23 protein-coding genes are annotated in these 22,847 nt (G+C 47.0%); 18 read left to right on the top strand and 5 right to left on the bottom strand.

Annotated elements, in window-relative coordinates:
* The first annotated feature begins 1 nt into the window (after window position 1).
* From BMW55_RS09615 to spoIVB, 9 genes are all read left to right on the top strand, one after another.
* The gene (locus BMW55_RS09615; protein WP_244527518.1) at window positions 2–898 is read left to right on the top strand and encodes a polyprenyl synthetase family protein; all 897 of its coding nucleotides are present in this window, start codon (window positions 2–4) and stop codon (window positions 896–898) included.
* A 728-nt stretch (window positions 899–1,626) separates the two neighbouring features.
* A complete protein-coding gene (locus tag BMW55_RS09610; RefSeq protein WP_089967975.1) occupies window positions 1,627–2,247 on the top strand; it encodes a hypothetical protein in 621 nt (206 codons plus the stop codon).
* Window positions 2,228–4,120: a 1-deoxy-D-xylulose-5-phosphate synthase gene (gene dxs, locus BMW55_RS09605; RefSeq protein ID WP_089967972.1), complete on the top strand. Its 1,893-nt coding sequence runs from the start codon at window positions 2,228–2,230 to the stop codon at window positions 4,118–4,120. The genes BMW55_RS09610 and dxs overlap by 20 nt, the downstream gene beginning before the upstream one ends.
* Window positions 4,107–4,919, top strand: a complete 813-nt coding sequence (locus tag BMW55_RS09600; RefSeq protein ID WP_089967969.1) for a TlyA family RNA methyltransferase — start codon at window positions 4,107–4,109, stop codon at window positions 4,917–4,919. The genes dxs and BMW55_RS09600 overlap by 14 nt, the downstream gene beginning before the upstream one ends.
* Window positions 4,920–5,023: 104 nt before the next feature.
* Window positions 5,024–5,557 (top strand): hypothetical protein, encoded by a 534-nt coding sequence (locus BMW55_RS09595; RefSeq protein WP_089967965.1) that lies wholly within the window; start codon window positions 5,024–5,026, stop codon window positions 5,555–5,557.
* 32 nt (window positions 5,558–5,589) lie between these two features.
* Window positions 5,590–6,525, top strand: a complete 936-nt coding sequence (locus BMW55_RS09590; protein ID WP_089967962.1) for an NAD(+)/NADH kinase — start codon at window positions 5,590–5,592, stop codon at window positions 6,523–6,525.
* Window positions 6,470–6,916 carry a transcriptional regulator AhrC/ArgR gene (gene ahrC / locus BMW55_RS09585; protein ID WP_089967959.1) on the top strand — a complete coding sequence of 149 codons (447 nt, stop codon included), beginning with the start codon at window positions 6,470–6,472 and terminating at the stop codon, window positions 6,914–6,916. Before BMW55_RS09590 ends, ahrC begins: the two co-directional genes overlap by 56 nt.
* Window positions 6,917–6,928: 12 nt before the next feature.
* Window positions 6,929–8,656, top strand: coding sequence for a DNA repair protein RecN (recN, locus tag BMW55_RS09580; RefSeq protein WP_089967956.1), 1,728 nt, complete (start codon window positions 6,929–6,931; stop codon window positions 8,654–8,656).
* A gap of 157 nt (window positions 8,657–8,813) precedes the next feature.
* Entirely contained in the window at window positions 8,814–10,136 is a 1,323-nt protein-coding gene (gene spoIVB / locus BMW55_RS09575; protein WP_089967953.1) for a SpoIVB peptidase, read from the top strand.
* 57 nt (window positions 10,137–10,193) lie between these two features.
* Here spoIVB and BMW55_RS19375 read toward each other — a convergent pair whose 3' ends face one another.
* The 3 genes from BMW55_RS19375 to BMW55_RS09565 are packed head-to-tail and all read right to left on the bottom strand — an operon-like array spanning window position 10,194 to window position 12,162.
* Window positions 10,194–10,367, bottom strand: a complete 174-nt coding sequence (locus BMW55_RS19375; protein WP_170839851.1) for a hypothetical protein — start codon at window positions 10,365–10,367, stop codon at window positions 10,194–10,196.
* Window positions 10,364–11,698: an MFS transporter gene (locus BMW55_RS09570; RefSeq protein ID WP_089967950.1), complete on the bottom strand. Its 1,335-nt coding sequence runs from the start codon at window positions 11,696–11,698 to the stop codon at window positions 10,364–10,366. The genes BMW55_RS19375 and BMW55_RS09570 overlap by 4 nt, the downstream gene beginning before the upstream one ends.
* Entirely contained in the window at window positions 11,695–12,162 is a 468-nt protein-coding gene (locus BMW55_RS09565) for a MarR family winged helix-turn-helix transcriptional regulator (RefSeq protein ID WP_244527517.1), read from the bottom strand. Before BMW55_RS09565 ends, BMW55_RS09570 begins: the two co-directional genes overlap by 4 nt.
* A gap of 524 nt (window positions 12,163–12,686) precedes the next feature.
* Between BMW55_RS09565 and BMW55_RS19695 the strand changes: the two genes are divergently transcribed.
* Complete coding sequence (locus BMW55_RS19695; RefSeq protein WP_342027749.1) at window positions 12,687–12,911, top strand: dihydrofolate reductase family protein; 225 nt, start codon at window positions 12,687–12,689, stop codon at window positions 12,909–12,911.
* 411 nt (window positions 12,912–13,322) lie between these two features.
* Entirely contained in the window at window positions 13,323–13,607 is a 285-nt protein-coding gene (locus tag BMW55_RS19945; protein ID WP_089967947.1) for a CGNR zinc finger domain-containing protein, read from the top strand.
* A gap of 264 nt (window positions 13,608–13,871) precedes the next feature.
* On the opposite strand, the gene BMW55_RS09550 is transcribed toward BMW55_RS19945, so the two are convergent.
* The gene (locus BMW55_RS09550) at window positions 13,872–14,501 is read right to left on the bottom strand and encodes a DUF2306 domain-containing protein (RefSeq protein WP_244527516.1); all 630 of its coding nucleotides are present in this window, start codon (window positions 14,499–14,501) and stop codon (window positions 13,872–13,874) included.
* 187 nt (window positions 14,502–14,688) lie between these two features.
* Between BMW55_RS09550 and BMW55_RS09545 the strand changes: the two genes are divergently transcribed.
* From BMW55_RS09545 to BMW55_RS09520, 6 genes are all read left to right on the top strand, one after another.
* Window positions 14,689–15,282 (top strand): TetR/AcrR family transcriptional regulator, encoded by a 594-nt coding sequence (locus BMW55_RS09545; protein ID WP_089967944.1) that lies wholly within the window; start codon window positions 14,689–14,691, stop codon window positions 15,280–15,282.
* 264 nt (window positions 15,283–15,546) lie between these two features.
* Entirely contained in the window at window positions 15,547–16,341 is a 795-nt protein-coding gene (locus tag BMW55_RS09540; protein WP_342027754.1) for an AAC(3) family N-acetyltransferase, read from the top strand.
* Between the two features lie 329 nt (window positions 16,342–16,670).
* Window positions 16,671–16,853: a hypothetical protein gene (locus tag BMW55_RS09535; RefSeq protein ID WP_089967937.1), complete on the top strand. Its 183-nt coding sequence runs from the start codon at window positions 16,671–16,673 to the stop codon at window positions 16,851–16,853.
* A 427-nt stretch (window positions 16,854–17,280) separates the two neighbouring features.
* Complete coding sequence (locus BMW55_RS09530) at window positions 17,281–18,153, top strand: AraC family transcriptional regulator (protein ID WP_089967933.1); 873 nt, start codon at window positions 17,281–17,283, stop codon at window positions 18,151–18,153.
* Window positions 18,154–18,572: 419 nt separating this feature from the next.
* A complete protein-coding gene (locus BMW55_RS09525) occupies window positions 18,573–20,222 on the top strand; it encodes a recombinase family protein (protein WP_089967930.1) in 1,650 nt (549 codons plus the stop codon).
* A 207-nt stretch (window positions 20,223–20,429) separates the two neighbouring features.
* Window positions 20,430–21,083, top strand: coding sequence for a PrsW family glutamic-type intramembrane protease (locus BMW55_RS09520; protein WP_170839848.1), 654 nt, complete (start codon window positions 20,430–20,432; stop codon window positions 21,081–21,083).
* Between the two features lie 209 nt (window positions 21,084–21,292).
* Here the strand turns inward: BMW55_RS09520 and BMW55_RS09515 are convergent, their stop codons facing one another.
* Entirely contained in the window at window positions 21,293–21,745 is a 453-nt protein-coding gene (locus BMW55_RS09515; RefSeq protein ID WP_089967922.1) for a helix-turn-helix domain-containing protein, read from the bottom strand.
* A 440-nt stretch (window positions 21,746–22,185) separates the two neighbouring features.
* Here BMW55_RS09515 and BMW55_RS09510 point away from each other — a divergent pair, with 440 nt between their 5' ends.
* Entirely contained in the window at window positions 22,186–22,743 is a 558-nt protein-coding gene (locus BMW55_RS09510; protein ID WP_089967920.1) for a hypothetical protein, read from the top strand.
* Window positions 22,744–22,847: the final 104 nt, after the last annotated feature.

Below are 22,847 nucleotides of genomic sequence, written 5' to 3'. Positions count from 1 at the left end.
ATTGGTAAGCATTCAAGATTATATTCAAACAAAAGCAAAATGGGTCCACCAGGCTTTGGATCAATATACCCGGGAGATGACCGGAATTCCGGAGATTTTGCTTGAATCGATGCGGTATTCCCTGCTTGCAGGCGGGAAGAGGCTGAGACCTGTCTTGGTGCTGGCTACTGCGGAGGCGTGCGGAGGGGATGCAGAAAAAGCGCTCCCTTTTGCTTGCGCGCTGGAAATGATCCATACTTATTCTCTCATCCATGATGATTTGCCATGCATGGATAATGATGACTTCCGTCGCGGAAAACCGACCAACCATAAAGTGTTTGGCGATGCGCAAGCCATTCTGGCAGGCGATGCACTGCTCACCGAAGCTTTTGGCCTCATGGCTGCCGGGGCCAAACAGGCGGGACTCTCTGCCGGGACGGCTCTGACGATCATCGAAGAAGCATCCCGTTGTGCAGGGGCCAAAGGAATGGTCGGCGGCCAGGTGAGTGATCTCCTCAGTGAAAACCGTACGATCACCCTGGAAGAACTGGAAAGTATTCACCGTCGCAAAACGGGGGACTTGATCGCCTTTGCAGTCCGGACAGGGGCGCGCCTAGCGGGGGCATCGGACGGGCTCTTGTCCGCTCTCACCCGTTTTGCGTATGGTCTCGGACTGGCTTTTCAAATTCAAGATGACATTTTGGATGTGATTGGCGACCAGCACCTGATCGGAAAGCCGGTCGGAAGCGATCAAGCAAGAAACAAAGCCACCTATCCGGCCCTGCTCGGCTTGGAAGCGTCCAAACAAAAGCTGAGAGAGGTGACGGATGCCGCCAAGGCAGAGCTCTTGGGGCATGATCCCTTTCATCCGAACCGCCTGCTGGAAATCGCTGATTACCTCCTCACCCGGGACCGGTAACGGGATATGTGAAGTCGGCAAAGATGTGCTATAATAGGGATACTATGTTAGAGTGGAGCAGTATTCTAGTCAGCCCATCACCTCTGAAGGCGGGGCTAAAAATCCGCTAAAGGGCACATCGATGAAGTTCTTGGTGTTGGCTTGCAGCGCCCAGCTGCGGGTTGATGCTGGGAGTTAAGGAAGAAGGGCGATCCGCAATGGCATGCGGGCGTTGACCCTTCTTCCGCGGAGGCCCAAGTACGTGGTGGAATCACGACGGCTTGGGGTATGAACCTGCATGCGGGGACTCACTTGTATGCAGCGTAGCCTGCCTTGAGTGGCAGAGTGGGGATATTTAACTGTACGGTTAAGTTGAAAGCTCTGTTGCAAAAGAGGCTAGGAGGCTGATCCGGGCTGTTGAGGAAAACTCCTAGACTGTTTGCCTCAGGCAAGGCTATCCAGGGATTAAAGTGCGGACTAAGTGGCAATCCAGTCCGGCGATTGGCGACAACGCCGAAAGAGGTTATAAAGGGAAACCGCCTGACCGGCAACGGTTGGGATACCTCTTTGGGAAATCCTACTGGACCTAAGCCGCAGAATTTACTTGGATAGTTTCCACTCTAAACCACCACTGATCATCAGTACGGGAAAAAATTACATAGGGTACCACCGTCTGTGTATCAACTAACCGGTCCCGTAGCGACCGGCATTTTTCTGGTATGTACGAGATGAAGGAGAACCGAATCTACATGGGAGAATTGCTCCAAAAATCGGCCCGCTGGGCGATCAGGATCGGACTCATTACAGCTATTCTTGCCATCATCCTGTCTTTAACTTCGACCACACTATTGGGAGGCCTTTCCTGGACCGGGGGGTTACTGGTTCTTTTGTGCATCGTGGGGATTGGGGTCGGTTTTGACATGCTGGGCATTGCCGCCACAGCGGCGCGGGAACAGCCGCTCCATGCGATGGCTGCAAAAAAAGTGCCGGGTTCCAAAGAAGCAATCGGAATCATTCGTCGAGCCGATCAGTTTTCCAACTTCTGCAATGACGTGATCGGGGATATCAGCGGGGTCATCAGCGGAGCTGCTTCTTTTGCTGTCGTCACCTCCCTGATCGCGACATTTCCCTACTGGTCGACCAATCGGGAGCTCATCGATGTTTTGCTGGTTTCATTAATCTCAGCACTAACGGTTGGCGGTAAAGCGATCGGGAAATCGATTTCCATCCATTATGCCAATCAAATCATTTTAATGGCAGGTAAATTTTTTTATTTTATTAATCATAAATTCGGATTTCATCTGTTTGAAGTGAAACCCAAGAAAAGAAAGCGAAAGAGAGGCGTTCTACGTGCTCCTCGAGCAGATTAATTCGCCAGACAAACTGAAACAACTGTCTGTAGAGGAACTGCCTAAATTGGCGAAGGAGATTCGTCAATTTCTCATAAAAAGCTTATCGGAGACAGGCGGACATTTGGCATCCAACCTTGGTGTCGTTGAATTGACCATTGCCATGCATTATCTGTTTGACAGCCCGAAAGATAAGTTTTTATGGGATGTCGGGCATCAGGCGTATGTCCATAAACTGCTTACCGGGCGGCGTGAATTGTTCCCCACTCTCAGACAATACAAAGGATTGTGCGGTTTTCCGAAGATGAGGGAAAGTGAACATGATGTCTGGGAAACGGGTCACAGCAGCACTTCCTTGTCCGGAGCGATGGGGATGGCGGTTGCCCGCGACCTGAAGGGGGAAGATTATAAAGTCATCGCCGTGATCGGCGACGGAGCCCTGACGGGCGGAATGGCATTGGAAGCGCTTAATCATATTGGGGAAGAGAAAAAAGATATCATCGTCATTCTCAACGACAATGAGATGTCCATCAGCCCAAACGTCGGAGCATTGCACAATCATTTGGCACGGCTCAGAACCCATAAAGGCTACAACAAGATGAAAGAAGAAGTCGAGCAGTTGCTGAAAAAAATTCCGACAGTGGGAGAGCCGGTCGCCAAGACGCTGGAACGAATTAAGGACAGCTTGAAGTTTCTCGTCGTTTCCGGAGTGTTTTTTGAAACTCTTGGTTTTACCTATCTCGGCCCGGTCGACGGGCACCAGTTTGACGAATTGATGGAGAGTCTGCGCCTTGCCGGCAAGACGAAAGGGCCGGTGCTGGTTCATGTCATCACCAAAAAGGGACAAGGATACAAACCGGCAGAGGATGATTCCGTCATTTATCACGGGGTTGGGACTTATAAAATTGAATCCGGTGCTTTACAGAAAAAAGCGGGCGGTCCTCCCGCCTATCCGGCAGTATTTGGAGAGACCATGATTCGTCTTGCCGAGAAGGATGAACGAATCGTGGCGATTACACCTGCCATGCTGACCGGATCCAAACTGGAAAAATTTAACAAAAAATTCCCGGAACGCTGTTTCGATGTGGGGATTGCAGAACAGCATGCAGTTACTTTTGCTGCCGGCCTGGCAACGCAAGGCATGAAACCGGTTGTCGCCATTTACTCCACTTTCTTGCAGCGGGGTTATGACCAACTGATTCACGATGTTTGCCGGCAGAAGCTGAATGTTGTTTTTGCCGTTGACCGTGCCGGCCTGGTGGGAGAAGACGGGGAAACCCACCAAGGGGTTTATGATATCAGCTTCATGCGAAATCAGCCCCATATGGTGATCATGATGCCCAAAGATGAAAATGAATTGCAGCATATGTTGTATACGGCTCTCCAATATAACGACGGCCCGGTTGCCGTTCGCTATTCCAAGAGCGCCGGTGTGGGCGTAAAAATGGATGCTGACTTTAAACTGATTCCCATCGGTAAATCTGAACTGATCCGGCCGGGAAAAGATCTTGTCCTGTTAGCATTTGGGAACATGGTTCCCATTGCTGCAGAAGCGGCAGAGCGCCTCGCCCGGGGAGGCATCGACGCGCGCGTGATCAACGCCCGATTTGCCAAACCGCTGGATGAAGAGCTGCTGGATCAGCTGGCAGAGGAAAGAATCCCGATTGTAACGATTGAGGAAGGAACCTTGGTCGGCGGATTTGGCAGCGCCGTATTGGAATACTATGCGCAGAATGATGTCGTCGGCATGAAGATTAAGACGATCGGGATTCCCGATTATTACGTCGAGCACGGAAGTATCCAGGATCAACGCCGGGAGGTTGGATTAACACCGGAGCAGATTGCCGATACTGTTAGTAAATTTTTTCCGAACATGAGGTTTGCAAGTGGATAAAGAGCGGTTGGATGTATTGTTGGTGCAAAAAGGATACTTCACGAGCCGTGAACAGGCACGGCGTTCGATTATGGCCGGCTTGGTATGTGTCAATCAGGAGCGTGTAGATAAAGCGGGGACGAAGGTCCCCGTCGATGCTGTTATTGAAGTGAAAGGGCAGCTTCACCCGTATGTAAGCAGGGGAGGCCTTAAACTGGAAGAAGCTCTCCGCATTTTTCCCATCCGGGTCGCCGGACGGGTGATGATGGACATCGGGGCCTCTACGGGAGGGTTTACGGACTGCGCTTTGCAGCATGGGGTGAAACTTGTCTATGCGATCGATGTCGGTTATGGTCAGCTCGCATGGAAACTCCGTCAAGATCCTCGAGTGATTGTGTTGGAGCGGACCAATTTTCGTTACTTGAAACCGGAGGAATTGAAAGGCGAGCCACCGGATCTGGCAACGATCGACGTTTCTTTTATCTCTTTGACCCACATCCTGCCGAATCTTAAAGCGCTGCTTCTGCCAGAAGGGGAAGTGGTGGCGCTTATCAAGCCGCAATTTGAAGCGGGGCGTGATCAGGTTGGAAAAAAAGGGATTGTCAAAGAGCCCGCTGTACACAGGCAAGTGTTGTCCTCATTTGTTCAGTTTGCTCATTCCCAGGGATTTGAGATCATGGGACTGGCCCCTTCTCCGATTCAGGGTGGCGAAGGAAATATCGAATTTTTAAGTTACCTGATTCATCGCAAACCCGTGCAAGCGAAGGATTGGACGGAGCGAATTGAGGAAGTGGTCAGCGAAGCGCATCGGCGTTTTTAATAAACTCGTCCGCTCCGTTCGCTCCGTTTGATCCGGTTTTTTCGTCCCAACAGAAGAAGGTTTCTTTTTCAGGGCTGCGAATAAGTAGGTAAAGGAGGGGTTTTGTGTCCCATCCGGGTGATAACTTGGTGCTGATCCTGCTTATCGGAGTCATCTTCTACTTTTTACTCAGGAATTGGATCTCTTTTTCCTTTCTCACCGACTGGCTTCATAAATCAGCTGATCAGGGACAGATTGAAATCAGAGGGGATGTCCCGGACCTGTTAAAGAAAAATGGCTATGAGGTGATCAAGGCCAAGCAAAGAGTTCCGATCACCATCGATGTGGATGACCGCACGTATGAAAGCAGATTCTACGTCGATTATATTGCGCGTGCCGATGACGAGTGGTATCTCGTGATCGTGGCGAGAGAGCGGAAACCCGTACGGATGTCGGGACCGGCACTCCGCGACTATTTCTTGCCTTATTACCTCCTCTATCAGCCGGAAGGCATTTTATACGTTAATCGTGAAAAGAGAACCATTCAATTGATTCAATTTGATTTCCCGGACGTTAGCTTGTCCAAGAAGCAGGGCTTTCCTTGGCTCTATATTGCCGCTGTTCTCTTTGGGATGATCCTGGCTTGGCTGATCCGATAAGGTGTGAGCCGACTGTTATGAGGTGGGGTTTATTGAAAACCATCGGGATTACAATCAATCAGAAAAAACCCAAGGCGCAAACAGTAGCTAAGCAATTGCTTCAGTTATTGGAAGAAAAGGGGTCTGTCGTCTATGTGGAGCCGGAAACGGCCAGGGCTTTAGAGCGGCCCGAACTCGGCCTGCCGCTCCCATGCTTTCCGCAGAAAGTGGACGTGGTGTTCGTGCTGGGAGGAGATGGGACGCTTTTGGGAGTGGCCCGTCAATTTGCCGAATACCAACTGCCCATTTTGGGAATTAATGTAGGTTATTTGGGATTTTTGTCAGAAGCGGAGCCCGACGATTTGTCTACCGTGGTAGATCGCGTCTTAACAGGTGATTACTACATCGAAGAACGTTTGATGCTCGAGGCCGAATTGGTTCGTCGGGGACAAGTGTTCGAAAAAGGTGTAGCCTTAAATGATATTGGAATTGCCAAAGGATCGTTTGGAAGGATGATTACCTGTACGGTTCATATGGATGATATGTATTTGGGGACATTTTCCGGAGACGGCTTAATTGTGTCGACGCCAACGGGTTCGACGGCCTATTCCCTTTCCTGTGGAGGACCCATTGTCTATCCGGGAATTCAAACCCTGCTGTTAACTCCGATCTGCCCTCATACACTCACTTCAAGGCCGATGGTGTTACCCGCTGAAGCAGTCTTGGAAATCAAAGTATCAGCCACCCATCACGAAATGGGGATGACGATTGACGGTCAACTGGGATACTGTTTACAGGCGGATGATATCGTCAGAGTGAAACGCTCTCCATTTAATACCTTGCTCATTAAGTGGCAAGAGCGTTCATTTTTTGAAGTGGTTAGAAAAAAACTACAGGGAGAAAATGTTGATGAAAGCAGGGTAGGAGGACAAAATGAAAGCACAGCGACATATAAAGATTCGAGAAATTATCGCGACAAAAGAGATTGAAACCCAGGATGAGCTTGTGGAAGAGTTGAAAAAGGCGGGTTACAACGTAACGCAGGCTACGGTTTCGCGGGATATTAAAGAACTTCACCTTGTCAAGGTACCGACAAACAAGGGAACCTATAAATATTCGCTGCCCGCGGATCGACGGTTCAATCCTTTGCAGAAGTTGAAACGAATGCTGCAGGAGTCTTTTGTTAATATCGACTACAGCGAAAACCTGATCGTCATGAAAACACTTCCGGGCAATGCGCATGCCGTGGGTGCTCTCATCGACCATTTGGATTGGGATGACATTATCGGTTCTTTGGCCGGCGATGACACCATTCTCCTCATTTGCCGCGACAAAGAAAAAGTTCCGGAGATTGTGCAACGCTTGATCGACATGCTTTAGGAGTAGATGAGAATGCTCAGGGAACTGTCCATTCGCCAATTTGCCATCATTGAAGAGATTCAGCTGCGTTTTGAAGAGGGTTTTCATGTGCTGACGGGTGAAACCGGTGCCGGTAAGTCGATTCTCATCGATGCGCTCGGCTTAGTGGCCGGGGGACGTGCTTCTTCTGAGTTTGTCCGTCACGGGGCAGATAAAGCGGAGGTTGAAGCATTATTTGAACTGTCCCCCTCTCACCCGGTCCGCCCCGTTTTAGCAGAATGGGGAATCGAGGAAGACCCGGATTCACTCATCATTCGCCGGGAGATTACCGCTACGGGGAAAAGCACCTGTCGCATCAACGGGCGGATTGTCACCTTGTCCATGTTAAAACAAATTGGCAAGAAATTATTGGATATCTCCGGTCAACATGAACATCAATCCCTGCTCGATGTGGACGAGCATTTGGAACTGCTCGATCAGTTCGGCGGAGAACAGATTTTTTCCATTCGCCGGAAATATGAGCGCGTTTTTGAACAGTATCAGCAACTCTCTAAAGAATTGGATCGCCTCAATTTAAATCAAAAAGAAATCGCCCAGCGCATCGATCTTTTAGAGTTCCAAAAGGATGAAATACAATCCGCAGAGTTGGTTCCGGGGGAAGACGAAGAGTTGGAGCAGGAGAGAAATCGCCTGGCTTACAGCGAAAAACTGATCACCCATTCCGCCAAAGCGTATGATCACCTGTACGGGGAGCAGGAAGGTCTGGATCACCTTCAAGCCGCCTTATCCCACTTGGAAGAAATTCTTCCTCTCGATGAAACGCTTTCTCCTGTATACGAAACCATCCAAACATGCACGTATCAACTGGAAGAAGCGGTACGGGAGTTGAGCAGGTACAGGGATCAACTTGAATTTGATCCGAATCGGCTGAACGAAGTGGAAGAAAGACTCCATCTGATCCAACAGTTAAAAAGAAAATACGGGGACACGATTGAGGATATCCTTCGTCACGGGGAACAAGTGGAAAGGGAATTGGAGCAACTCATGCACCGGGATGAAAGGCAAGCAGAACTGAAGGAAAAAATCGATCAGCTCTACGTGCAAATGGAATCCCTGGCCAAAGAATTGACCATGATCCGCAAGAAAGTTGCCACGGAGCTGGAAGCGAAAGTGGAGCAGGAATTGGCCGACCTCAACATGGCCTCCACCGTTTTTCATGTTGCTTTTTATCCGGATGCATATCGAACGGCCCGCTTTACCTCCGCCGGACAGGATCTCATCGAATTTCAAATTGCTCCCAACCCGGGAGAACCGCTCCGTCCGCTTGCGAAGATCGCTTCCGGCGGCGAGTTGTCCAGAATTATGCTTGCTCTTAAATGTATTTTTGCTGATATTGAAGGAATTCATACACTGATCTTTGATGAAATTGATACCGGAGTCAGCGGGCGTGCGGCGCAGGCAATTGCTGAAAAAGTGGCTGTGCTGGCGAAGAAAAACCAAGTATTGTGCGTGACCCACCTTCCTCAAGTCGCCTGTATGGCAGATTTTCATTTTTACATCTCCAAAGAATCACTAAATGAGAAGACGCGGACGCATGTGGAATTGCTCGCCAGTCAGGACCGAACGCTGGAATTGGCCCGTATGCTTGGCGGAGTCGAAGTGACCCGAACAACGCGTGAACATGCGGAAGAAATGCTTCGTTTGGCTAAGAAGGTAAAACAGAATTTATATTCAGAGAGCCGGAAATCACATGAAGTTTAAGTGCAAAAGTCATGTGCTGCCTTTGATCGATCCATCAAGGGCTTTTTCTTTTTCAGGAATCATTTGTGGGTCATAAAAGGAGAATCCGGAGGTTAACTTAACATTACGATGGTTACCTTATGGCGGAGGTAAGGCAGGAAGCTCAGGAGAGTGGTGGATGTTGCAAAGAAATAAAAATAAAAAATGGATGGGTTTTCTCCTGGTGCTTCTTTTGATCCTGGGAAGTACAACCACAACCTTTCGGCAGTTTACAGATTTCCCTGCGGAAATCCGACTTTTTCAGGGGCAATTTCAAAAGCTGCATTTAAGTATGCCCGTCTCGGCGACGGCAAGCATTTCCAACCCCGACGTCATCCAGGTCAACGGTTCAGCTCAGCGCCATGTACCTGTCGACTTGCACCAGCCGGTTTCCTTATTTTCCCATACATCGGGAAAGGCATTGCTCACATTAAAATTATTTGGCACCTTGCCCATTAAAAAAGTAAATGTGAGTGTTTACCCCGAAGTCAAAGTGATTCCGGGAGGACAATCGATCGGAGTCAAACTGAAATCTTCAGGCGTGTTGGTGGTGGGGCATCACCTTGTCGATGCGGATCGTGATTCAAAGTCACCTGCCGAACAGGCAGATATTCGCGCCGGAGACTATTTGGTGCGCATGAATGGGAAAGTGATTCACGAAGTCGTCGATGTGGTAAAAGCAGTCGAAGAAGCGGGGAAAAATAAAAAGCCCCTGGAGATCATCCTGATTCGTGACGGGAAGGAAAAGCAAGTCTCCGTCACACCTGCTTATGATAAGAAAGAACGTGTTTACCGTTTGGGAATCTACATTCGTGATTCTGCCGCAGGAGTCGGCACGCTCACTTTTTACGATCCCAAACGACATGTGTATGGAGCACTGGGGCATGTGATTTCCGATATTGATACCGGCCAGCCGATCCTGGTGGGAAGCGGGAAAATCGTTCAATCCAATGTGACTTCCATTCAAAAAGGTGAATCAGGGGAGCCGGGAGAAAAGCGGGCAATTTTTTTCCAGGAAGAAAAGGTTCTTGGTAACATCACGAAAAACACTCCGTTTGGCATCTTTGGAAAAATGAAAGGCGATACGGCTCAAAAACTGCAGGCAGAACCCATTCCCGTAGCATTAGCCGAACAAGTGAAACAAGGACCAGCCAAAATCCTGACGGTAGTGGAAGGACAAAAAGTGGAAGCGTTTGACATTCAAATTCTTCATGTGTTGCGCCAGAAGTTTCCGGCTACCAAAGGACTTATCATCAAGGTCACCGATCCGCGCCTCTTAGACAAAACGGGGGGGATTGTCCAAGGGATGAGCGGAAGTCCAATCATTCAGGATGGAAAATTGGTAGGAGCTGTTACCCATGTATCTGTTAACACACTGCGCCAAATTCTTCGGATCTTAGTAAAATCAAGGATTTATTGTACTACAGCACATTCAAATTCACAACGGTTGGGCCCCAGTTGAAACATATAATCCAGAGTGGGATCCGGACTGATTTTCATTCTTGATGGAAATCTAAGATCATCCGGATATAGCAAAAGCCGTGGGACTTGATCTCCCGACGGCTTTCGTGTGGTTAAGCTCAGCGAGGCGGCGTACTGGCAGGACAATGTCGTTAATGTTACTGTCTGTAAATTCCTGTTTGGAAGCATCCACGTAAAAAATCCCCATTTTCTCAAGCAAATATTCGCTCATGTTGCAGACATCCTGCTCACTTTCCCCCTTAGGACAAAAAAGACGATACACATCTGTAGCGCAATAACGATGGCGAAAAACAATAGGATGGCCGGAAATGAAAGGTTCCAATCGACCGCTTTGGTTGTCAGCGTCCCCCCGATCGCACCTGCCAAAAAGCCCGTCAGGCTGAAAATTCCCATGCCAGAGCCTGTTTTCTCCCGCGGAAGCAGCAAGGAAACGAGTTTGGAGAGAGAGGATTGCATCAAGGTAAATCCGATATTCGGCAATATGAGACTACAGGCAACGACAACCGGCCCGAAACCGGATAACAGAGAAATCAAGATAAACCCGATAATCATAAACGATGCCGCTATCAACATCATGGGAATACTTCCAAAACGATCGACCCACTTCCCGCCGATGCGCCCGAACAGGGCAGCCCCCATCGCTGCCGGAAACAGCACGAATCCGATCTGGTCAGCAGGCAGTTGAAACATGGATTTCAGCATCAACGGGATGATCAGCATCATGCTGAACCCCGTCGAGGAGGACAGAAACGCTGCGACGATCGCATAACGAAACGGCCCCTCCGTAAACAGGGATAAGGAAACGAACGGATCATGCGATTTGCGGCTTTTGGCGATGAAGAGAGCGAGCAATCCCGCGAAAGAAGCGATATATCCAAGGCCGGAGGTCGTAATTCCCATCATCAGCATCGCAACGGCAGCTGCCAGTAAGCCCGCTCCGATTGCATCGACACTCCCATCACGCCGCTCTTCGTTCGGGAGCGCTTTACGAAGAAACGGGAGCAGCAGCAGTGTACCGAGAGAAAGCAAAAATAGGTATTTCCAGTGCAGTGCGCCCGTCACAAAGCCGCCTACAATCGGACCGATCCCTGATGAGAAGGCGATAAAGGATGCGACCACGCCCATCACTGTGCCCCGCCGTTCCGGGGGGAAATAGCGTGCGGGAATAATCATCGCAAGTGCAGGCACACAGGAGGCACCTGCCGATTGAACGAGTCGACCAATTAAAAGCCACATGTACCCATCCAGGAAGAATCCTATGACGGATCCGGCCGCGAACAGCGTAATTCCGATTGTCATCAGCCTTTTTAATGGGAACAAATCCGCTAGTTTTCCATACATCAGCGAACCGATTGCGTAAACCATCGCATAGCCAGTGATCACCCATCCCGCCAGCGAAGGTGTAAGACCAAGATCCTTCGCGATGTCAGGAACCGCAACATTGAACACCGTCACATTCATTACCGAGAACAGAAGCAAACATCCAAGCAAGGGGATAATTTGTTTACCGACCTGTGGGTTCTGTTGATGATGTCGACTCATAGCTCCTTCTCCCTTCGGCGAACCTGTTCGCTCACGTTGCACAGCATTTTTTTCAAAAGGGCAAGCATGAGTTCATATTCCTCGTCATCCATGCCAACCCGGCTTTTTCTGCTGATATCATTCAATGCTGCCTGTACTTTCGGCACAACCGCTCTACCTGATTGCGTCAAATAAAGCAAATTATAGCGGTTATCGGTGGGATCTGTTTCCCTTCGCACGTACCCTTCTGCTTCCAGTTTTCTGATTGCCTTCGCCGTCGTTGTCTTGTCAATCAAAAGCTCCTCGCTAAGCGCTTTTTGCGAAATTCCTTCTTTTTTCGCGATCGTCATCAAGAAAATATACTGCCCGCTTCCGATGCGGTAGGGCTGAAGTTGGGCTGTTATGAGGATTTGCAGATGACGGTAAATGGCCGAAATGTATCTGCCAGGAGACTCGCAGGAAGGCATAATCGTCTCGTTGTTCACGAAAGCACCCACTCCAAATAGGATGTCATTGCAACTATCCACAGTATATTTTAAGATAGGATGTCATTGCAACTATTATTTTGGAAATAAATAAAAACGTACTGTCTAAATATGGGGCCTCAAATCAAAGGTTTCACATATGATTCATCGAATTTTATAAATAAGCCCTTTAAGCACAATTCAGCCGGGAACGCCTGTTCAGCCCGCTTGGCTAAATTACAGCAACCAATGTCGGGGAGAGATGATGATGCGAAAAGTTAGAGTTTTAAATCGAGTGTCTGTCGACGGGTATTTTGCCAGTCTTAATGATGCCACCTTCGGAATGGATTAGTTTATTTTGGGTGAAAAGACATATACAGGTTTTGAACATTCTTGGGTACCTATATTGCATGATCCAAATGCTCCTGAAGAGATGAGGGCTGTGGCCGAAGAGTTAACCAACATGACGAAGATCGTCTTTTCAAAAAAAACTGAAAGAAGCAACTTGGGAAAACACGAAAATATTTGATGGTAACATAGCCGAAGTGGTGCGGCAGCTAAAAAACGGGGAAGGCGCAGATATTCTAATCTTTGGCAGCGGTACCATTGTACAGCAACTTGCGAACGAAGGATTGATTGACGAATATTTGTTCATACTTACTCCTGTTGTTGCGGGTGAAGGAAAGCCCCTATTTAAGGATGTCAAACAATTCCCCCTTACACTTCTAGGAGCCAAGGCATTTAAGTCCGGAAACGTTTTACTGCATTAAGAGCTAAAAAAGTAGCTATGTTTCCTTTCATTTGCCAATCGTACGAGATGCTGGTTAAATTGTGTCTAAAACATGTCCAAACATAAAGTATTCTTTTTTGGGTTCGGTGATCATTGGTTGGAACATCATCATCATTCTCCCGGATCAACACGAAATGACTTGAGTTCCCATTTGGCTCTCAAGTCATTTTCCATTTATTGGTCATATGGCGCCTGAATCGAGGGATGCTGCCTTGCCCCTCATATGATTTGAATTAGCTATTGGAAATGTGATCCGCTGTCAAAACTTTTGTTAACCATTCAGAAAAAGTTTGCGTCACCTCAAACGTAGAGACCAGGTCGGGATCCAACGAATCTGGTTCAAATCTTAAACGATTATGAAAAACGTTCTCCCATACAACACCGTTTAGCGATGATGGGAGACGGTTCCTTCGATTATGTCTATGAACAGCATATTGACAGTAAAAGTAGTTTGGCCGATCGCATAGGCGCGATCTGTGCGTTCACGTTGGGAAGAGTGTTGGTGGAGTATGGGAGGGAGAGACTCAACATATGTGCTTCTTCCCCCTGTGAGGAGATTTATGTAGATACATCAAAAAATGGCTTGCAGCGTTTTTGCAGCAAGCGGTGCTCTACCCGTTTTCATGTAAAAAAGCATCGGCATGCCAACAAACTCTTGCAAGGGAACAGAGTATAGCAGAGGTAGAGAGGTGGCGTAGAATTAAGGGGTATTTACCCCAAAGAAGCTGATGCAGACCCCGAAGCTATTTCAAAACCATCTTTTGGAGGATATGGATATGAAAAACGCTTCAAAAACGGGATGGATAAACGTCTGCTTGATGTAGACTAGGTGATCATAGGTCGCATCGGTATTGTTGGCAGAAGTCCGGTTTACCCCATGTTAGTGCCCGGACCCTCCGTTTCGTATTTGCTCAAAAAAATAAAGACGTTCATAATTTCTTCACGTCAACCACTTCTTGCGGAGCACGGCCTCGGCCAAGCCCAAATTGAGAAGCATGCTACCCCATACGGCGAGCGCATACGAAGCTCCGTAGGAAAGTCCGATTGCGTACTGGCTGACTGGCAGCAAGAGATGGATGGTCAGATTGGCATAAGTAAGAAAGAAGCTGCGAACAATCCATTGCCGATGCTTGGCTAAATTTTTCCGGCGAATATGGAGATATCCGAGCCAGGTCGTCGCAAGCCAGAGCAGATTCAATACCAGGAAGCCCGCGACTGTCAAACTTCCCGTCACGAACCATGACAGGTACAATCCCGGGATCAAGTTCAGAACGATGGATACAACGTATATTCGTCCACTCCACCGATGCCAGGCGATCGACTTCAGCCGGATTTTGCGGATCGCGCCGATGGGACCGGTCAAAAGCGAGACGACGGCGAGCACAATGTGCGCTCTTAGCATGAACATCCATAACGAACGGTCGGCGGTGAAGGATTCTTTGGCGGCGATCAGCTTGGTGAAATCGGGATCCGATACGAAGTTTTTGGTCAACGTATGCATCATCCACATCAAGGCGACGACGGACAAAAAAATAGCGGCGGTGTTTTTCTGTTCTCTCCGTTTTTTCACATTAGCTTACCAGCCTTTACTGAGTTAATGTATAATGAAATCAGACCGGACCGTCCGGTCCGATTTCATTATATGATGCCAGCCGCCTGTTTAAAATAGACAACCTTGAGCGATTTGTGACAATATGTTAGGGTAGCGGAAATCGAGTAAGGACAAGGCTGTCAGCCCGACAGGGGGGATGGAGCTCATGAAGAAGCAAGATGAAATACGGGAAAAAATCGTGAATCAGGCCATGCTTTTGTTCAACACGAAAGGCATCGCGCAAACGTCCGTTCAGGATATTATGGCGGCAACGGGGTTGCCTAAAGGGGCCATTTATCGCCGGTTTAAAACGAAGGAACTGATTGTGTTGGCCGCTTTCGAGCAGGCGGGGCAGATTTTGCAACAGTTTTTTGCCCAGGCGGAAAGGGAGGGGACCTGCACCCTCGATAAGCTGATGAAGATCGCAGCCATTTATCAGGATGCTGTCGACAACCCGCCCATTCCCGGGGGCTGCCCACTGCTCAATACGGCGGTCGAGAGCGACGGAACGTTCCCTGAACTGCGGCAGAAGGCTGCTGAAGCTTACGGGGGCATGGTCAGGTTTATCCAAGCGATCATCGAGCAGGGCGTTCGCAACAAGGAGTTTCGTACGGACATCGACGCTGCCGAAATGGCTTCCTTTCTCATCGAATCGATGGAAGGAGCCATCATGGCGAGCCGGCTGACGGGCAGCAACGATCCGATCAAACGGAATATGAAGTATACGGAGATCTTGCTCAGAAGTTACATGAACGAATAGCCATGAAAATCCCGAACTCATGTCCGAAAGGCGTGAGTTCCTTTTTACAATGATCTCGAATGTTCTTTACCGATGTGAAAAAAGAGCGGGGACCGAGTAATCTTTGATTCGCCCCAATTCAGGAAGCGGCGAGTCCATGTACCACCAAACTTGTGCGGCAAATCTGTCCATGAATTCAAGAAAAAATTGAAAAGTGATGATCGCCATCGGGGAAAACCAATTTCTACAACCGTTTTCTCCCCAAAAGGAACAGTTAAGGGCGTGATGGCCTTGTCAAAAATGATCACGAAACAGTCTCTGATCGAGGCGTTCCACAGCTTGGGCATTGAGTCGGGGACCCGTCTCGTCGTTCACAGCGCGTTGCGCAATCTGGGCCCGGTCGAGGGTGGCGCCGATACCGTTCTTGACGCGCTGCTGGAGTGCATCGGCCGGAGTGGTCTTCTGGTGGTACCTACCTTTACCTACAACAACGACGTGTTCGACCCGGAGGTAACCCCGAGCCGTACCGGCATCTTGACCGAGATTTTGCGTAAGCGCCACGGTGCAGTACGTTCATTACATCCCACTCACTCGGTGGCGGCCATCGGCGAGGGGGCCGCCACCATCTGCGAGGGACATCATAAGGTACCGGCACTGGGCATGAACAGTCCGCTGGACCGGTTAGCCAAGATGGGGGGAGGCGTCCTTTTACTGGGGATGGGACATACCAGCAACTCCACTGTGCATGTGGGTGAGGCTTATGCACGGGTTCCCTATCTGGACATCCCTATGAATCCCCACCGCCCCAGCCGAATTCCGGTAGTCGGTTCCGTTCGCCTGGAGGTTGACCTGTACGATCCGCCGGGTTGCAGCCGGGCATTCGGTGTAATCGAAGCCTCCCTGCGACAGCGTCGGGCGATCCGTGACAGGCTGGTTGGCCAGGGCCTGGTGCAGTGGATGCTTGGGCAAGAGGTGATCGCAAGCACGATGGATCTGCTGCACCAGGATGCCGCCGCACTCCTGTGCAACGACCCGGGTTGCTACCGGTGCAGCAGGGGACGCGAGCGACTCGGCCGGTAGACACCGTATTTTTCCTATGAGGGATGACAGTGCCAGATCGGAAAGATGCACGCTTAGGTTAGCCAACAAACTTATGGGCAGAGAACCAGTAAAACATACCCTATCGATAGAAATAGTCGTTATTTTAAAAAAACAAGCTGACTTTTGATAAGTGAAGCCAGCTTGTTTTTTATATTCAGCAATCAAAAAGCAAGTTTCCCCCGGTTGGATTTTACCCATAAAACGCCTTATGGAAGAAATTGTATATATATCTTTTTGGTTGGGATGCTAAAAAGGACAGTTGATTATTGAGAAGTATACCATTCGACACCCAGCGGAGGTAAATGAAAATGAGAGCAGCGAGATCAATGAAAAAGGGATACCAAAATGAAATACCTCAAATAGAAAATTCCGGAGTGGTTTTTAAATCAAAAAACTGCACTTATATTACTGAGTGGGGGAATAAATTAGGCTACGAGCAGACGAAGGATGATCTTTGTCGTGTACTAGCTAAAATCGAACTGGGTATTTAAGGAAGATCCCTGAGAGGGGTCTTTTATTTTGTCGTCGGAGTGTAAACGGTGAAGTTTAAGCGGTAACGAATTTAGAATATAATCATTTCGTGTATCTTTTAGACGAAACCTATGGACAATCTCTGTATGATAAGAACTTTAAACAAGTTGCTATATACATCCGGCGTTCTCGAACAGATGAAGACGGGGATCAGAGTTAAGTCAAAATAAATAGAACTCCTGAGAACGAGTTGAAAAGACAATGGCCCATCCGGACATTCATAACCCGGAGACCGGGTACTGCAAATCGGTTATGGACCCGGGGGATGAATCGAAAAAGCAGCCCTTTTCGCGGATCAAATCGGGCTACCCTGCATCATTGTGCACGAAATGTCGGGTCGATCTATACCAATCCTGTTATTCTGTTGGTGTAGGGGAGGTCATTTGGATGGATTTGCTAAAAAGAATGAACGCAGCCTTAAACTATATTGAAGAAAATCTTACAAATGATATCGACTTTAAAGAGGTAGCGAGACTGGCTTTCTGCTCGGAATATCATTTTAAGAGAATGTTTTCTTTTCTTGCGGGTGTTACGCTGTCGGAATATATCCGGCGACGACGCCTTACCCTTGCAGCATTTGAGCTAATTAACAGTGACAAAAAAGTTATTGATATTGCGATTAAATATGGGTACAGTTCCCCGGATTCATTTACGAGAGCTTTTCAAAGTCTGCACGGTGTAACACCTTCCGAAGCCAGAATGAATGGTCAATTATTAAAGGCTTATCCACGAATGACCTTCCAGTTATCCATTAAAGGAGGCAGTGAAATGAACTATCGAATTGAAGAGAAAGACGCTTTTCGCATCGTGGGTATTAAAAAAAGAGTCCCGATCATTTTTCACGGTGTAAATCCGGAGATTGCCGCTATGTGGAAAAGTTTAAATGATGAAATGATCGATCAGCTGAAGAAACTTTCCAATGTCAAGCCTTTGGGATTGCTTCAGGCATCCGCGAATTTTTCTGAAGGCCGGATGGAAGAAAAAGGGGAGCTTGATCATTATATCGGCGTGGCAACCACGAAGGAGTGCCCGGGTAACCTGGCAAAACTTGAGGTTCCTGCCTCCACATGGGCCGTTTTTGAAGCAGTGGGGCCGTTTCCTGATACGTTGCAGGATGTTTGGGGCCGGATCTATGCTGAGTGGTTTCCGTCGTCAAACTATGAACTGGCAGAAGGGCCGGAAATCTTGTGGAACGAGAATCAAGATGTCACTTCCCCCACTTTTAAAAGTGAAATATGGATTCCCGTTGTGAAAAAATAATCATTCATGTGACCTGCCATCCGTTATGCATGTCAATCGTTTCTGTTTTCTATCCCTTACTTCCCTGCAACAAATTCGCTGGAGGGCTGATTTTCCGATAACAGGAAAATCTTTGTTAGAAGAGAATCTGAGTTCACTATGTCCATATTGGTCGGATATGTCAAATTTGCCGTCTCCCATTGCCTAGTTTGGCAATCTGTGCGCAGTACAGACAACCATACACAGAGATAGTAGTTTTTTAAAACAAAATGATGCTCAAAAAGTCTGTATGGAAGAAATTATATACTACACTCCGGAAGATCCCTCATAGGGATCTTTTTTTATCATCGGAGCGTTAACGTGAAAGTTGAAGCAGTAACGAAATTGGCATATAATTATTGCCATGCATCTTTAGTCTAACCTTGGGGTGTTGACGATCTATGTACGATAAGATGAACAAATATGACTTTAAAAAAGTTGCCCTATACATCCGGCGTTCACGTGCAGATGAAGAGCGTGAGAAGCGAACGGGTGAAGACACCCTGGTAGGACAATTGATGTACATGGAAAAATATTTACGGAATCTTGGAATCACGGATTATGATGTATATAAAGAAGTTGCTTCAGGGGCATCTATTGAAAATCGAAAAGTGTTCAAAGGTTTATTAAAATTGATCGACCAGGGCGTTTATGACGCAATTGCAGTTAAGGAAACAAGCCGTATTACCCGTGGGGCCTATCAAGATTTGGCTGATATTGAGCGGATTTTCAAGAAGAACCGGATCAAGATCATCGTCGACGGCGACATTCTCGATCTAAACGACTATCAGGCTGCGTTTACCTATGACATGCAGCTTTTCATGTCCAGAGCAGAGTTGAAACAGTATACCAACCGTGTAACCTCTGCGAAAAAAGCGTTTGCCATGATGGGAAAGTGGATGCCGGGCGGCAATGCTGTTCCATTCGGGTACCAAGTGGACGAGAAGACGAGAAAGCTTGTTCCGGATAAGGAGAAAGCGGAAATAATCAAATTCATTTACCACACTTACGTTTATGGAAAAGATGGAAAAGAGTTTGGATATCGGGCCATTTCAAATGAATTGTTTCGTTTGGGTATTAAATCACCGCGTGGTTCGGACAGATGGGATCAGTCGGTGATTAAGAATATCTTGACCAATCCTGTCTATAAGGGCGATGTTCGGTATAACTACACGGAAGAAGTGGAAAAGGGTAAAAAGCGGCTGCGCCCGGAAGAAGAACGGATTTATGTGCCAAACGCACACGAGCCGATCGTTGATCCTGAGGTTTGGGAGAAAGCGTTTGAGAAAACAAAAAATCCAAAGCGCAACATGCATAAAGGGAATCCATTTAAGGAAGTGTCACCGCTCACTGGCCTGATCATCTGTGCCAATTGTGAAAAACACATGTTTAAAAGCACACAGTATAAGCAAAAGAAGGATGAAAACGGAGAGTACGTGAAGTTTCCTGTCGTTCAATTACGATGCAGAACTTTAGGTTGCAAAAACAATGTCAAATATGAAGCTGTAGAGGAAGCGGTTGTCGGTTATCTGAAACATTTGTTGGCTTTGGACCGGGAAGAGTTTGCGTACCACATTCAAAATCTGGTTCGCGTTGAAAATAGACTGGATGAATTTCATCTCCAGCATAAAGAAGCGCAGCTTGAGCGGATTAATAAAGAGATCGAGAAGTGGAACAAAAGGCTGAAAGCAGCTAAGGAAATGCGGGAAGACGGCGAATATACGCGTGAAGAGTTTCTTGAACGCAAAAAGGAGATCGAGGAAGAAATAAGGGAACTACGGGCCATCGAACGTCAACTTTTACAAGCAGAAGAAACAGCTGCAGGTTTGTCAGCGGAAGATATCGATAATGCGCGGGAAAACATTGAAGTCATTTATGATTACTATTTACGCGCAAAATCAAATGAAAGGAAGAACGAGCTTCTGTCAGCTATTTTTTATGAAATTGTCGTGAAGAAGATCAGATCGGGTTATGGAACCAAACCACCGGAGTTGGAACTTCGGTGTAAGCTAAAAGAGGTGGTGCGTTTAAAGAATTTACTTCAGGCTTGATTCATGGAAGCGGGGTGGCAAAAACGGTTACAGCTACCGGATTTGCCAACTCCGTTGGAATTGATAAACGCAGCTGGGTGCTTCGGGCATCTAGCTGTTGTTGTTTATGACGAACCAAAATTGACCATTGAACCGTGGAGGACAGGTTGAATGTAAGGAAATGGGACACACTATAGAAAGAACTCTATGGTGTCAGGAGGCTTCCCATTGCTTGTCTTGATTTTTAGCGCTATCATTCCTGCCATTCTCTTGATGATTTGGATCTATACAAGGGACAAAATCAATCCCGAACCGAAACGACAGGTATTACGGTTATTTATAATGGGGATGATTGTTCCTTTTCCGGCGGCACTCATTGAGCGTTATCTACTCATCTGTAAGGCAAATCATGACGGTATCTATGAAATCCTATTCACTGCTTTTTTTGTGGCAGGAGTAGTGGAAGAATTTTTAAAGGCTCTCTTTTTTCAAAAAGGCATCTATCGGCACCTTGAGTTTGACGAGCCGATTGACGGAGTCGTTTATGCCGCAGCTATTTCTCTAGGATTCGCCATGGTCGAAAATATTATCTATGTGAGCAGTTTCGGCCTGGTTGTCGCATTTTTACGATCCGTCACAGCTGTCCCTGCTCATATGTTTTTTGGGGTGATCATGGGGTATTATTTTTCACGTGCAAAAATGGGATTAAGCCCCATTTATTATGCCTATCTCATCCCTGCTTTCTATCATGGAGTCTATGATGCCTTTGCCATGGTGGATGGATTCTGGGGGTATGTGGCATTGATCCTGTTTTTGGTATTTCTGATGATCTTGAGTTCCAGGTACATCCGGAAATTGAGGCATGCAGTGGTATACGAGTAATCAATGTAAGACCCGCCTTTAGAGAAGGATGGGTTTTACTTTGTGGGAATTCTTTTAATTGGTTCGATGGGTGTACGGCCAGCCCTGTATTTTGCACAACTTTGAACACTTAAATTACATAGAAGATTCATTTGGTCAGGATTAAGGGATACCACGTATCATAGCAATATAGCAATCAGGCTCCCTAAATGGATCAAAAATCGTCAGATTTACTCTTTTTTGTACTTGTCTTTAAGAATTTCGGAACCGACGCTTCCACTGATCATCAGAATTAACGGACCAAAGTTCCAAAAAAACGATCCGCCGTACAACGTAATATCCAAAGCGGTGAATTTATTTAAAGCCAGAACGCTGAGTTTGATAATCAGCAGAGCCAGGCCGATCATGACGAAAACATCGAACATCATTTTTAACCTCGGATACGCCAATTGCTTGCTGTCTTTGATCACTTTTTTCGTCAACTCCTCGTCACTCCTTAACAATTCATCAATGGTTACATCAAAGAGGTCGCTTAATTTGATGATGATTTCAATGCTGGGATAGTTCTGACCGTTCTCCCATTTGGAAACAGACTGTCGGCTGACAAACAGCTTTTTCGCCAATTCGTCTTGAGACCAACCTTTCTTTTTCCTCTCTGTTTTGAGCTTCTCTCCAAATACCATATCGACAACTACCTTTCTGACCTTGTATACGTCACTGCCATTATTGATGATCTCTGTTCCGAGAGTCAAGCTAACGGTGTTTGCACCCTCTCGCAACCCTAGGTTGCGATCCCTGATCCCATGACTTCTCGGCCTAGGATGGATAAGAACGAATTTTTTGAACCCGATGGGGAGCATATTAATTACATTTAAAAATCCATCTAAAAATATATTAATGATAGAATACAAATGGGCCATTGGGTAAGACCTTCTGAAAGTGAAATAGAGCAGTTTAGGAACGTCTCTAAAGATTGAAGGTGAGAGTAATGGAATATTCAGCGAGTTGGAGAAATATTCAAATTTGAATGATCAGGTAACATGAACGAGTTGATCAAGGTAGAATGCATGGAACTACTTAAAGAATATCTCTACATTGTTTACAGGAGGTATGATTCATTCAGATGGGCGCTGAATTGTTAGTGGCTTTTGTAGCACTCGGAATTTATCTAGTGATTAGAAGCTTATGGGTTAAATCCAACATTAAAGTGATAGTAAGAGAACGTATTAGTGAAGATGGGAATGAACGTAATTACTTGCTAAGAATTAGTAACATGCATTCGGTTCCGGTTTCGATTGAAGATATAGGAGTTGTTTTCAGTGAGCCATTGCTTCAAAAAATTTGGTTCAATAAGGTGACACGATCTTTAATTGCTTCGAAATCAAAGAAATTCTCATTAGTTCTCCATAATCATGTCAGAGATCGGGAAGGAATCTATTTAAACAGCGAAGAGTTACAGGAAAACCCAATAAAAATCAAGCAAGGTGAATGTTCTAAATTATATAGAGTCAATGTTTTTGGATTAAGCAATATGTTAGATGAAGAATATAAGGGGCCGTTTATTATTGTACGGTTTTTCTTTAAAGATGCTGGTGATAATTATTTCTATTCGCGCCGCTTCCTGGTGAAGAAAAACATCATGTTCTTAAAGATCTCAAAGATGAAAGGGGGACGTATTTAAAATATAAAATGATGCTCCGGGCTGGCGGAAAAAACGGCCTTGAGGAGAAAGAAGGATAAACCGGAGCTGTTCCTACTGCTCCTGCCTAATCCACAGAGGCCATC

Source organism: Lihuaxuella thermophila (assembly GCF_900110165.1).
GTDB lineage: Bacteria > Bacillota > Bacilli > Thermoactinomycetales > Thermoactinomycetaceae > Lihuaxuella > Lihuaxuella thermophila.
Note: the sequence above shows the minus strand (reverse complement) of the source record. Positions and strands in the feature narration are given on the sequence as shown.

Bases quoted from the DNA above. Each gene is read 5' to 3' on its own strand.
- BMW55_RS09610 (WP_089967975.1), top strand. From the start codon at position 1,627: ATGGGAGAATTGCTCCAAAAATCGGCCCGCTGGGCGATCAGGATCGGA.
- ahrC (WP_089967959.1), top strand. From the start codon at position 6,470: ATGAAAGCACAGCGACATATAAAGATTCGAGAAATTATCGCGACAAAA.
- recN (WP_089967956.1), top strand. From the start codon at position 6,929: ATGCTCAGGGAACTGTCCATTCGCCAATTTGCCATCATTGAAGAGATT.
- spoIVB (WP_089967953.1), top strand. From the start codon at position 8,814: ATGTTGCAAAGAAATAAAAATAAAAAATGGATGGGTTTTCTCCTGGTG.
- BMW55_RS19375 (WP_170839851.1), bottom strand. From the start codon at position 10,367: ATGAGCGAATATTTGCTTGAGAAAATGGGGATTTTTTACGTGGATGCT.
- BMW55_RS09570 (WP_089967950.1), bottom strand. From the start codon at position 11,698: ATGAGTCGACATCATCAACAGAACCCACAGGTCGGTAAACAAATTATC.
- BMW55_RS19945 (WP_089967947.1), top strand. From the start codon at position 13,323: ATGATGGGAGACGGTTCCTTCGATTATGTCTATGAACAGCATATTGAC.
- BMW55_RS09545 (WP_089967944.1), top strand. From the start codon at position 14,689: ATGAAGAAGCAAGATGAAATACGGGAAAAAATCGTGAATCAGGCCATG.
- BMW55_RS09540 (WP_342027754.1), top strand. From the start codon at position 15,547: ATGGCCTTGTCAAAAATGATCACGAAACAGTCTCTGATCGAGGCGTTC.
- BMW55_RS09535 (WP_089967937.1), top strand. From the start codon at position 16,671: ATGAGAGCAGCGAGATCAATGAAAAAGGGATACCAAAATGAAATACCT.
- BMW55_RS09530 (WP_089967933.1), top strand. From the start codon at position 17,281: ATGGATTTGCTAAAAAGAATGAACGCAGCCTTAAACTATATTGAAGAA.
- BMW55_RS09525 (WP_089967930.1), top strand. From the start codon at position 18,573: ATGTACGATAAGATGAACAAATATGACTTTAAAAAAGTTGCCCTATAC.
- BMW55_RS09515 (WP_089967922.1), bottom strand. From the start codon at position 21,745: ATGGTATTTGGAGAGAAGCTCAAAACAGAGAGGAAAAAGAAAGGTTGG.
- BMW55_RS09510 (WP_089967920.1), top strand. From the start codon at position 22,186: ATGGGCGCTGAATTGTTAGTGGCTTTTGTAGCACTCGGAATTTATCTA.